Source organism: Pseudoxanthomonas yeongjuensis (assembly GCF_010093345.1).
Classification (GTDB): Bacteria; Pseudomonadota; Gammaproteobacteria; order Xanthomonadales; family Xanthomonadaceae; genus Pseudoxanthomonas_A; species Pseudoxanthomonas_A yeongjuensis.
The window spans coordinates 1,031,772-1,043,737 of record NZ_PDWT01000001.1 but is presented as its reverse complement, the minus strand read 5'-3'; the positions used below and the strand labels follow the sequence as shown (position 1 = coordinate 1,043,737).

9 protein-coding genes are annotated in these 11,966 nt (G+C 67.0%); all 9 read right to left on the bottom strand.

Annotation, left to right across the window (positions count from 1 at the left end):
- Window positions 1–5 precede the first annotated feature (5 nt).
- The 9 genes from CSC74_RS04700 to CSC74_RS04660 all read right to left on the bottom strand — a co-directional run bounded on the left by CSC74_RS04700 (window position 6) and on the right by CSC74_RS04660 (window position 11,959).
- Window positions 6–1,358, bottom strand: a complete 1,353-nt coding sequence (locus CSC74_RS04700) for an O-antigen ligase family protein (protein ID WP_162313228.1) — start codon at window positions 1,356–1,358, stop codon at window positions 6–8.
- Window position 1,359: 1 nt separating this feature from the next.
- Window positions 1,360–3,240 (bottom strand): asparagine synthase (glutamine-hydrolyzing), encoded by a 1,881-nt coding sequence (gene asnB / locus CSC74_RS04695; RefSeq protein WP_162313227.1) that lies wholly within the window; start codon window positions 3,238–3,240, stop codon window positions 1,360–1,362.
- A gap of 3 nt (window positions 3,241–3,243) precedes the next feature.
- Window positions 3,244–4,425 carry a glycosyltransferase family 4 protein gene (locus CSC74_RS04690; RefSeq protein ID WP_162313226.1) on the bottom strand — a complete coding sequence of 394 codons (1,182 nt, stop codon included), beginning with the start codon at window positions 4,423–4,425 and terminating at the stop codon, window positions 3,244–3,246.
- Window positions 4,415–6,202, bottom strand: a complete 1,788-nt coding sequence (locus tag CSC74_RS04685) for an asparagine synthetase B family protein (RefSeq protein WP_162313225.1) — start codon at window positions 6,200–6,202, stop codon at window positions 4,415–4,417. The genes CSC74_RS04690 and CSC74_RS04685 overlap by 11 nt, the downstream gene beginning before the upstream one ends.
- Window positions 6,199–7,350 carry a glycosyltransferase gene (locus tag CSC74_RS04680; protein WP_162313224.1) on the bottom strand — a complete coding sequence of 384 codons (1,152 nt, stop codon included), beginning with the start codon at window positions 7,348–7,350 and terminating at the stop codon, window positions 6,199–6,201. Before CSC74_RS04680 ends, CSC74_RS04685 begins: the two co-directional genes overlap by 4 nt.
- Before the next feature lie 10 nt (window positions 7,351–7,360).
- Window positions 7,361–8,647, bottom strand: coding sequence for a glycosyltransferase (locus CSC74_RS04675; RefSeq protein ID WP_162313223.1), 1,287 nt, complete (start codon window positions 8,645–8,647; stop codon window positions 7,361–7,363).
- On the bottom strand, window positions 8,644–9,795 hold the full coding sequence (locus CSC74_RS04670) for a glycosyltransferase family 2 protein (RefSeq protein WP_162313222.1): 1,152 nt from the start codon (window positions 9,793–9,795) through the stop codon (window positions 8,644–8,646). The genes CSC74_RS04675 and CSC74_RS04670 overlap by 4 nt, the downstream gene beginning before the upstream one ends.
- A complete protein-coding gene (locus tag CSC74_RS04665) occupies window positions 9,792–10,550 on the bottom strand; it encodes a polysaccharide deacetylase family protein (RefSeq protein ID WP_162313221.1) in 759 nt (252 codons plus the stop codon). The genes CSC74_RS04670 and CSC74_RS04665 overlap by 4 nt, the downstream gene beginning before the upstream one ends.
- A gap of 65 nt (window positions 10,551–10,615) precedes the next feature.
- A complete protein-coding gene (locus CSC74_RS04660) occupies window positions 10,616–11,959 on the bottom strand; it encodes an outer membrane beta-barrel protein (protein ID WP_162313220.1) in 1,344 nt (447 codons plus the stop codon).
- Between the last annotated feature and the right edge of the window lie 7 nt (window positions 11,960–11,966).

Sequence of the window (11,966 nt, the reverse complement as noted above, 5' to 3'; positions counted from 1 at the left end):
CGGCGCTATTCCTGGCCGGGATAGCGACCGGGCGCGATCCTGGCGGCCAGTGGGAAGCGTTCGCCTATCCGCGTCGAGGCGACCGCGGGAACGGAAAACGCTTCGGTCGTCGCGACTCCGCTGGCCGCCGCCGCGCCCCGCCGCTTGAGTGCGATGTAGTGCTCCATCAGTCCGCACAAGATCCACACGTTGGCCATCACCGCACCTTCGAAGAACGGACTGCCATACACATTGCCCATGGCGGCCGAGATCACCACGAGGATGAAACCCAGCGAAAGGGCCTTGGCTTCCGCGTCGGACCTTGGGACGGCACGGGTGAAACCCATGCCCATGCGCAGCATCCGCCACAACAGGTAGAGCAGGGCGCCGACGCCGAACAAGCCGCATTCCGCGAGCATCAGCACGTACATGTTGTGGGCGTCGTAACCCGCATAGCGCGGGACGTAGTCGCCGATCGATTCCTTGAAGCGGTTGAGGCCCACGCCCAGCGGGCGCTTGCTCCACATCTCGATGGCGCCATCCCATATCTCGAAGCGGCTGGCGGTGCTGACATCCAGTTTCTCGCTCCCCACCGCGTCCTTCTGTTCGGTCTCGGCCACGCGCTGGGTCACGCCTTCCGGCAGGAAGCTTATCGCCGGCAGCATCAGCACGCCGATCAACGCCGCAAGCACCACGTTGCGGCGCAGCAGCAGCAGGGCGATGCCGACCAGGGCGATCAGATAGGACTGGCGCGAGTAAGTGACCATGATGGCCACGATCAGGATCGTCGCTCCGCCGATCGCGGCCACCTGCCAGAATTTCTGTTTGCGGAAGAACAGGATCATGGCCACGAACATCGGCAGGAACATGGCGTAGAACACGCCGGCCCGGTTGGACGAGCCGTAATCTTCACCGAAGGGTCCGGCGGCGCGGTGCGTTTCCGAGTACGAACCGAAGCCGTAGTCGATACCCTCGCGAACGGCCTCCAGGCCGGCGATGGCCGCCACCGCCATCACCAGGATGATCAACTGGCGAGTGCCCTTCAGGCCCTGCCCGCAACGGCGATAGAGGAAATACAGCAACGGGTAGAAGACCAGGTTCTTCAGGTAGGTGATGTCCAGCATGACATCCCCGGGTGAAGTCGCCTGGGCCATCACGAAGCCGAAGGTCAGCGCGCCGAACAGAAGCAGCAACGGGGTCGTCAACTGGCCGCGTCCCTCCAGTGGCCGGTACTTGCGCCCGCCGACGATCAGCGCGCCGGCGACCAGGACGAACAGGATGTTGGCGATGTTCAAGCCGGGGATGCCGGTTTCGAACGGCACGTGCAGCATGTTCGTCATGAACAGGATCGGCACCGCCAGCAGCAGGCGCATCCACATCTCAGTGCTCCTGCGCCGTGGCCGGGTCGAGGAAGCGCTGCGCCCAGAGTTCCAGGCACAGGAGCTGCCACAACGCCTCGCTGCGGTCGATGTTGCGATGCAGGTGGTCCTCGAGCAAGGATTGCGCGGCTTGCGGCTGGACCAGCCCGCGTTCGCGGAAGGCGCGGCTGGAGAAAGTGTCCGCGGCCAGCGTGCTCAGCGGCCCGCGCAGCCATTCGGCCAGCGGGATGGCGAAACCCTGTTTCGGCTTGCTGATCGCGCGTGGCGGCAGCCATTTGCCCGCGACCTCGCGCAGCAGGTGTTTGCCGCGGTCGCCACGCACCCGGTAATGGTCGGGCAGGCTCAATGCGAACTCGACCAGGTCGGTCTGCAGGAACGGCGAGCGGCCTTCCAGCGAAGCGGCCATGGCCATGCGATCGAGTTTCACCAGGATGTCGTCGGGCAGGTAGCTCTGCAGATCGATGGCCACCGCGCGGTCCAGGGCGGAGTCGCCGGCGCCCAGGTCGCTGCCCGCTTCATGCAGCAGGGGCAGGTCGAAATGGTCGCTGCCACCGGCCTGTGGACGCAGGCTGCGCGCGGTATCGGCGCGCATCAGGGCCACGCCGCTCAGGTAGCGTTCCGATGGCGGCAGCCGCAGGCGCTCGCCGATGCGCTGGAAGCGGTCCCCGCGCGGATTCGGCAGCAATGCGCCGGCCAGGCCCATCGCCATCGCCGCGGGTCCGCGCAAGGCGCCCAGGCGTTCGAGTTTCATGAATTTCAGGTAGCGGTCGTAGCCGCCGAACATCTCGTCGCCGCCGTCGCCGGTCAGCACCATCTTCACGTGCTTGCTGGCGAGTTCGGAGACCAGAAAGGTCGGTACCGCCGAGGAGTCCGCGAACGGCTCGTCGAAATGCCAGACCAGCTTCTGCAGCAGCGACACCGCATCCGGTTCCACCACCAGTTCGTGATGCTCGGTGCCGAGGTGGCTGGCCACGCGGCGCGCATCGTCCAGCTCGCTGTAGGCGGCTTCCTTGAAACCGATGGTGAAGGTCTTGACCGGCTGCGACAGGTGCCGCGCCATCAACGCGACCACGGTGCTGGAATCCAGGCCGCCGCTGAGGAAGGCGCCGAACGGCACGTCCGACACCAGGCGGCTGGCCACCGCGCGATCCAGCAGTTCTTCCAGCTTTTCGCCGGCTTCCGCTTCACCCAGCGTGGTCTTGCTGGCGAGCGAAGGACGCCAGTAGCGATGCAGGCTGGTCTGCCCGTCGCGATAGCGCAGGTAATGCGCGGGCGGAAGCTTGCCGATGCCGTTGAAGATGGCATTGGGCGAAGGCACGTAACCGAAGGCCAGGTAGGCGCGCAACGCGTCGGAATCCACGTCGCGCGGGCAGTCCGGCGATTGCAGCAGCGATTTCAGCTCCGAGCCGAACAGCAGGCGCTGCGGGCTGTGGGCGTAGTACAGCGGTTTCTCGCCGAGGCGGTCGCGGGCCAGGATCAGTTCCTGGTTGCGCTTGTCCCACAGGGCGATGCCGAACATGCCGTCCAGTTGCGCGAACGCCGCCACTCCGTCGCGCAGGTAGAGCTGCAGGATCACCTCGCTGTCGCTGTGGGTAGCGAAAACGTGCCCGTCCTTCTCCAGGCCGGCGCGCAGTTCGCGGAAGTTGTAGATCTCGCCGTTGAACACGAGGCAGACGCGGCGCTCGGCGCCGTACAGGGGCTGGTGGCCGCCTTCCACGTCGATGATCGACAGCCGGCGCATGCCCAGCAGCGCGCGTTCGTCGTGGTGCAGGCCGTCGTCGTCCGGTCCGCGATGGCGTATGACCGCGGTCATGCGGCGTCCGAGTTCCGGCGAAGGCGGCGCCTGTCCCGGCGCCACCACCATGCCCGCTATTCCGCACATGGGTCAGGCGCTCCTTTCGGAGACTGCGGCGGTCGCGAGTTCATGCGCTTCGCCGCGATACAGATGCATGAGTTTGCCCAGGACCTGGTCCAGCCCGGATTGCCGGCGCACGGTTTCCAGCGCCGCCTCGCCCATGGCGATGCGTTGCTGCGGGGCCAGCGACGCGGCCGTGGCCAGGCATTGCGCCAGCTGCGCGCGGTCGCCGTAGTCGAACAGCCAGCCGTTCTCGCCGTGGCGCACGAAGTCTTCGTTGCCGCTGATGCGGCTGGCGACCATCGGCAGGCCAGAAGCCATGCATTCGAGCATGGCGTTGGACAGCCCCTCGATGCGCGAGCACAGCAAGCCGATGTTGGCTTCGGCCAGCAGGGTTTCGATATCGTCGCGGTGGCCTGCGAAGGTCACGTTCCGGGCCACGCCCAGTCGTTCGGCTTCGGCCTTGAGCTGGTCTTCCATGGAGCCGGTGCCGACCAGCAGCAGCGTCGCCAGCGGATGCGCCGCGTTGATGTCGGAGAAAGCGCCGAGCAAGGTGGAATGTCCTTTCTCCGCCTCCAGGCGGCCGATGAAGATGAATCTGGGCGGCGCATCAGGAACCCGGCGCATGCCGGCGAAACGTTCGGTATCCACCGCATTGGGCAGATAGGCGATCCGCGATTCGGGGATGCCGCGCGCCACCAGGGTGCTGCCGATGCGGCGGCTGATCGCCTGCCATTTCGCCGTTCGCCGCAACAGCAGTCCGGCGACGCGGTTGACCGGGCGGGCATCGGGCGCCAGCGTGCCTTTCTCCAGTTCCCACCAGCCCGACACCTTGGTCAGCACGCGTGCGCGCCACCAGGGCGCGACCAGCGCGCAGACCGCGGCCAGCCGGTGGGCGATGTGCACGTGCCACACGTCGTAGCGGCCACGGCGCGAATACAGGAAGAACAGCAGCGCCAGCCAGCAGAACGGCCCGGCCAGCAACGGAATGCGCGGATAGGCCAGGCGGCAGACCGGCACGCGGTCCACCGTGGAAACCCGTTCCTGCGGGCCCCATTCGCGCCGCATGCACAGCACGGTGACGCGTTGGCCGCGCGCGCGCAGCGCGCGCGACAGCGTGCGTACCTGGGCCTCGGCGCCGCCGCCCTGTTCGGCCGGGTATGCCGCTTCCAGAACCATCAATATGCGCAACGGTCGCTTCTCACTGGACATCCATGTACCTCCGCATCCACAACTCCAGTACCAGCAACTGCCAGATCGCGGCCGAGTGGTCCCAGCCGCCTGCCATGTGCAGTTCGACCAGGCGGGTGACGAATTCCGGATTGATCCAGCCGCGTTGGCGGGTGCGGTCGTCCAGCAACACATCGCGCACCCGCGCCTGCAGCGCGGGATCGGTCTTCATCCAGATCGCGATCGGCATGCCGAAGCCCTGCTTGCGCTTGCTCAGGATCGCTTCGGGAAGGATGCCGGCCATGGCCTGCTTGAACAGGTAGCGCTTCTTCAGGCCGCGTACCTTGTAGCGGGCGGGCAGGCGCCCGCAATGATCGACCAGCACCGGATCCAGGTAGGGGAAGCGCGCGGAGATGCCATGGTGCTTGCACGCGCGATGCACCTTGACCAGATCGTTCTGGGCGATGGCCATCATCAGGTCCAGGCGCATGATCCGGTGCAGCGGTTCGGCAGCGGTGCCCTTGGCGTACACGCCACGCATGAACTCCAGCGAGGCATCGCGATCGACATGCTTGCGCAGTTCCGGGGTCAGCAGTTCCTCGTAATAATCCGAAGCAAAGGAATCGTCGGTGTAGAACCGGTCCGGGTTGGGCAACGAAGCCCGCTTGGTGAAATTCTCGATGCGGTTGAGCAGGTTGTTGCTGCCGCCGCCGAGCGCCTTGCCCACGGCGCGCGCCGCCGCTTTCAACGGCGATGGCAGGCCGTAGAAGCTTTCCATCACCTTGTCCTTGGCGTAGCGCTGGTTGCCGCCGAAGATCTCGTCGCCGCCGTCGCCCCCCAGCATCTGCGAAAACCCCTGCGCCTTGCCGAGTTCGGCGCAGGCCAGGGTCGGTGCCGCGGACGCATTGCCGAACGGCTGGTCGTAGGCCTCGATCACCGAGTCGAGCAGGCCGAGCGCGCGTTGGTGGTCGACCTGGGCCAGGTGCGGTTTGGCGCCGCAGGCCTCGCTGGTGATGCGTGCGAAATCCAGCTCGTCGTAGCCGGCTTCGGGAAAGCCTATCGAACAGCTCTGCACCTGCGCGCCACCCTGTCGCGAGAGGATGCTGACGATGCTGCTGCTGTCGGTGCCGCCGCTGAGGAAGCAGCCCCAGCCGGTGTCTGCCTGTGGGCGGAAAGCATGCACGCTGGCGACCATGCGCTCGCGCAGGTCCGCCGCGAGCTTTTCGTCGCTGCCCTGCAGGTCGGCCGGATAGGCCGGCAGGTAATAGCGCGTGAGCCTGCTGCTATCCGGCCCCAGGTCCAGGCGCGTGCCGGGTTCGACCCGGCGGATATCGCGGCAGATGGTGGAGGGCGCCGGAATGCAGGCGAAGTTGAGGTAGTGATAGACCGCGGTCGGGTCGGCTTCCCGCCGCACGCCGGGCGCAGCCAGCAGCAGGCGCAGGTCCGAGGCCACGGCGTAATGCCCATCGCGCTGGTACCAGTACAACGGCAGCGAACCGAAATGGTCGGTGGACGCGTGCAGGACCGCATCGTCGTCGCGCCAGCCGGCGAAGGCGAAGCGGCCGCGCCAGTCCTTCTGTGGGAAGGCATCCACGTCGCCAGCGGCATCCTCCAGGCTTCCCTGGACCAGGTCGGCCAAAGCCAGCCAGCGCTCGCCCGAGGCGGAAGAACCGCGCTGGACGCAATCGCGCGTGGCCAGTGCGATCGGCGAACCGGCGGCATGCTCGACCTCGAAACCGGACAACTGCGCCAGCCATTGCGCTGCCCGCGGTCCGCCCGCGAGGATGAAATCGCCGCGGATGCTCGCTGCCAGGGTCATGGCTTGTCGCCGGAATGGGTGGAAACCAGCGTGGCTGCGCTGGTAAAGCGGGCCGCTGGCGCGGAAACGCAGCGCTGGTAGATGGCTTCGGTGGCGGCGACCAGGTTGCCGATGGAATACCGGCTGCGCACCCGCTCGAGCGCGCTGGCCGACAACCGTTCGCGCAATTCCGGTTCGCCGGACATGCGCCGCAAGTGCGAGGCGAGGGCGGCCGCATCGTCCGCGGGGAATATCAATCCGGTGATTCCGTCTTCCACCAGTTCGGGATTGCCGCCGACATCGGAAGCGATGATCGGGCAGCCCGCGGACATCGCTTCCATCAACACGTTGGACATGCCTTCGTAGGAGGAAGGCAGGACCAGGAAATCGGCGGCCTTCATCAACTCCACCGCATCGCTGCGCTCGCCAAGGAACCGCACATCGTCATCCAGGCCCGCGGCTTCGCGCATCGCATCGATCTCCTCGCGCAACGGACCGTTGCCGGCCAGCGCGATCCAGGGACGCTGCGCCGCCGGCAGGCTGGCCAGGGCGCGCATCAGGCAGCCCAGGTTCTTCTGCCTGACCAGCCGGCCGACGAACAGGCCGAAGGGGCGCCCCGACGGCGCGCCCAGCGCGCGCCGGAACTGTTCGCGCTGGCCGGGCGGCATCGGCTCGACGGGGCGGATGCCATTGGGGACGATGTCGAAATCCTGCAGGTGGGTGGCGGTGCGCGATGCGGTCTCGGCCGCGCCCGCGCGGGAGTTGGAGATGACCGCCGCGCTGCGGCCGAGAATGAAGCGCTTGATCCGCCAGAACCACGGCGGCTGGTTCGGGAACAGGTTGCGCACCGACGACACCAGCGGCGGCGCCTTGCGCACCAGCAGGCTGGCCACCGCGGTCCACAATTCGGCGGTCAGCGAAAACGCGTGCACCACGTCGTAGCGCTGGCGCCGCAACAAGGCGGCGTAGCGCAGGACGAAGCCGATATCGATGCGGCCGCGCTTGGGCAGATGGTGGACGACGATGCCCTGTTGGCGCAGTTCGTTGACCAGGAACGATTCGTTGCGGAAGAACACCAGTTCCGGCTGCCAGCGCGTACGGTCCAGGCCGCCGAGCAGGCGCGTGATCTGACGCTGGCTTCCGCCGATTTCCATTTCGTCGGTCGCCACCAGCAGTTTCCTAGCGCGCATCGCCGGCGGCCTCCGTCGAAACCGCGGCGCGGCGCGGGTGCTTGCCTGCACGCGTGGCCTCCAGCATGTGCCCGAACAGGCGTGCCGATTCCTTGCGCACGTCGAATTCGCGCTCGACCTTGCGCCGGCCCTCCACCGCGCAGGCGTCGCGCAACGCGGGATCGGCTAGCATCGCCACGATGGCATCGGCCAGGGCGATGGGGTCGCGCGGTTCGACCAGGCGTCCGCTGATGCCGTCGTCGATCAATTCGGGAATGCCGGAAACGCGCGTGCTGATCGCGGGCAGGCCCGAGGCCATCGCCTCGGTCAACACGTTCGGAATGCCGTCGGCATTGCCTTCCGGGGTGACCACGCAGGGCATGACCATCAAGGTCGCTTCGGCCATCGCCTGGCGCACCTGCGCACCCAGCTGCGCGCCGGCGAAGGCGACATCGTCGCGCAGGCCGAGCGCGTCGCGCTGCGCTTCCAGGGCGGCGCGCTCCGGTCCTTCGCCGATGACCACGCTCTCGAAAGCGACGCCACGCCGCTTCAACTCGGCAAGCGCCGGCAGCAGCACGTCGTAACCCTTGATCGGGTCCAGGCGTCCTACCGAGAGCAAACGGTGCGGCAGGCGGTTCTCTCGCGAATAGCGGATTTCCGGAAGGTCCAGCGCCGAATGGACCACCTGGATCGGCACCGCGCCCGGCGCACCCATCCACTGGGTCATGTGGCGCACGTTGTTGCGGGTGATCGTGACCGCCAGCGCAGTGCTCGCCAGTTTGGCCGGCATCATGTGGTTCTCGACGAAGATGTCGTGCGCGCGACTGGTGAACGAGTAGGGAATGCCGGTCAACCGCGACAGGAACCAGGCGACGGTGGCCGGGTAGGTCGCCCAGGGGGCATGGATGATCTGCGGCTGGAATCCGCGGATCCACTTCCACTGGCTGGCCGCGTTGCACAGCGCGGCCAGGCTCCTGAACAGGTTGCCGGGCTGGCGCCACATGCGCGCGCACAGCATGGCGACGAAGCCGCTCACCTTCAGCGGATGGCGCAGCCCCAGGGCCAGCATCGAAAGCAGCGCGCGCGCAGGCTTGGCCGGATGGCGCGTGCGCGGCAGCAGTTCCACCGCACGCTCCTGCACCAGCGCCTCGCTGTGCGGCTTGAGCGAAAGGATGCCGACCTCGGCGCCGTGGCCGATCATCGCGTGGATCTCGCGCAGGATGAAGGTCTCCGACCAGCACGGGAACAGCGATACCACGTAGAGCACGCGCAGGGGCGTGGGGGATTCGGTCGTCATGAGGCGGATACACCATCGGTGGTGGGACGCCACAAATGGGCGTTGGGATTGCGCAGATAGTCGAACAGGGCCATGGCGGCCGCGAAATTCAGGCTGAAGAACGCGGTGCAGATGCGCACGGGTAGCCAGCGGCTCGCCGTCGCCGGCCAGTAGCGGCCAAGCAGGGCGGCGCCATAGGCGGCGAGCTGCAGCAGCAACAACAGTTGGTAGAAGCGGCTGCCATCGATCGCCAGCGCCGCGCTGGACAGCAGCATCAGCAGCAGGCACCACGGCACCGCCAGGCGCAGCCACTTGTGGCCCCACAGGCGCAGCGCCAGCGGATGCGCGAATGGAATGGCCAACTGCGGCCAGCGATGCAGCAACTGGTAGTTGCCGGCCAGGGTACGGCGCTTGCGCCGTTCTTCGTCCACCGCGTCGGTCGCGGCCTGGTCGTAGGCCAGCGCATCGGGCGCGAATACCACCCGGTAACCGGCGGCGGCGACACCCAGCGGTATCCACATGTCGTCAAGGACCACGCCTTCGGGCACGGCGCCTATGGCGGCGCGACGGGCGGCATACAGGGCGCCGGTCGCGCCGATCAGCGAACCGCTGGCGCTCTCCATGCGCCGGATCAGTTTTTCGTAGCGCCAGTAGGCGTCGATGCCCTGGCCATAGCCGGTGCTGGTTTCCAGGACCAGTTCGCCGCTGGCGGCGCCGACCTGCGGGTCCGCCAGAGCCGCCACCAATGCCCTGGCGGCGCCGGCATCGATACGTTGGCGCACATCGTTGAACAGGATGATCTCCGCGTCCAGCAGCGGCAGCACGTTGCCGATGCAGGCGGATTTCCCGCGGCGTTCGGAGAAGGCGAACACGCGGATGCGGTCGGAGGGGAAGCCGCGGGCGATGCTTTCCGAAGCGTCGCTGCAGCCGTCGCAGACCACGTTGATGCGCAGGGCCTGCGGCGGATAATCCAGCGCCAGGAGATTGGATAGCTTGGCCGACAGTTGCCCGGCGCCGTTGTGCACGACCAGCAGCACGTCGATGCCGGGTGTGTAGTCGCGTGGTTGCGACCAGCGCGCGAACAACAGGGATTGCAGGACCATGCACAACGGATAGCCGACGTAGGCGAAAGCGGTGACCGCGGCGGCCAGCCAGAAGATCGTGTTCACGCCGGACCCCGCAGCAGCCCGAGCGCGCATGCCCGCGCGCGCTCGTAACGGCGGTCGCCCAGCAATCGCTTGGCCGTGGCCAGGCCGGCGTAGCGCATTTGTTCCCGGCCGATGGCGATCCGGTCGCGGTTGATCCAGCGCTCGAAAGCGATTGCGTCGACAGCCGCGGTCATCGCCATGCGCGGTAGCGGACGGACGCGCCGGGTGTCGGCTTCGATCAGGCCCGGGCGCGAAGACAATACCTGGGTATAGCCGCAATCCTTCGCCACCGCGGCCAGGCCGCGCGGCATGCGCCCGCCAGGCGGCGCCAGCAGCGTGGCCTGCCTGCCCACGCGCTCGGAAATTTCCTCGCGCGCCGCGCGCAGGGTTTCGCGCAGGCGCTGGTCCGACAGGCTGGTCAGGTAGACATGGTCGTAGCCGTGCGACTGGATCGACATGCCCGCATCCGACATTTCGCGCAATTCGCCCCAACTGGCGAATCCGGGCGTGCCGACCATGGCCGGGTTGACGAAGAAATCGGCGCTCATGCCCCGACGCGCCAATGCGGGCAAGGCGATGCGGTGGTTGCTGACGTGGCCGTCGTCGAACGTGAGCAGGATCGCCTGTCCCCGTTGTCCATCGAGCCATCCGCGTGCGCTGCCGCCGCCGCCCATCGCGGCGATGCGGTCGAGTTGCCGGTCGAACGCGCGCAAGGTCAGTGTGTAGTGCGGATCCTGGCCGGGAGGATGGGTCCCGTCCGTCAGCGCGTGGTACATCAGCGCGACGGCAGGGCCGGATCCTGGTCGGGGAGGGGAATCGGGATGCATTGCAGCGGACGGCGTCAACGGAAATAGGAGAACGAGACCTGCACCATGTTCTCGACATAGTCCTGGCCGGCGAGCGAGCTGTTGCGTTTGCGGTGCCGGTACTCGAGCGCGCCGCCCCAGTGGCGACTGAAGCGTTTGTCCAGTCCCACGCCCACGGTCGTGTCCCGGTCCTTGCGTGCCAGGTTGTCGAAGTCGCGCGCTTCGCGGGCGGCGACGAACGTGAGGAAGGTCTGTGGCCGCAACTCGTAGCTGCCGTTGAACCTGGCTCCGTAGCTGTCCGCATCGAAGGTGGGATCGCGCAGGTAGCGCAGTTGATGGTAGTAGGGGGCCAGTTCGGTACGCAGGCGCTGTCCGCTGTACTCGTAGGAAACGGACAGCTGCTTCTGCTTGTAGGTGTCGGGGATGACGATCAGGTTCGGATCGTCCGGGTTGCCGTTCGGCGGGCCGTCGGGGGTGCCCGGCGTTCCGGGCGTGCCGATGCGCACCACCAGGTCCTGGGTGGCGTCGGCGAATTCGTTGCGGAAGCTGGCGCTGAGCAGGCTGCTGGCGGTGACCTGCCAGTTCGCGCTGGCGCGCAGCAGCGAGCTGGATTCCGCCTTGCCGATATCCTGCGGCTTCAACCGCGTGTAACCGGCGTCCACGTTCAACTGCACCCGCGACAACTGGGTGCGGTAGGTCACGTAGGCGTCTTCGCGCCTGTAGTTGTACAACTCGCTGAGGGTGTCGAACTCGACCTTGGTGGTTTCCACGTTGAACAGCAGTTGGTCGGTTTCGTTGAGCTGGCGGCGCAGGCGCGCGGCCACGTTGTAGCGATCGTTGTTGAAGCCGGCGGTTTCCTCGGCGTAGCTGTTGGTGTAGCGCACGTCCAGCTGGCCGCGGGTGGTTTCGCCGAAGCGCGCATAGAAGCTCGGGCCGGCCACGAATACGTTGATCTGCTGCTGATTGCCCGGATTGAAGGCGGAGAGGGTGCTGACCGATTGCTGGCTGAGCGTGTCGGCGGCCATCAGGCTCAGGCGATCCGGGATCAGCATCCAGTCCAGTTGCCCGTCGAACTGGCCGCGGGTGTCGTCGTCGTAGGTATTGTCCAGGTAGCTGAGGTACTGGACATCGCCGCGGACGCTGGCCTGCAGTGAGGGCCCATCGTGCGCCAGCGTGAAACTGAGCTGCGGCGACAGGACCGTTTCGTCGACCTTGTCGTCCTCCACGAGGGAGATGTTGTCGCTATGCATGAGCCGCATGCCTATCTGGTAGTCCAGTTCCACGGCGTCGGCGGCCTGGGGCAACAAGGACAGCAGGGCGCAGAACAGGGTCGTGCGCGGAAGGTGCCTGGCGATGGTGCCGCGATTGTGCTTGCTCATGATGTTC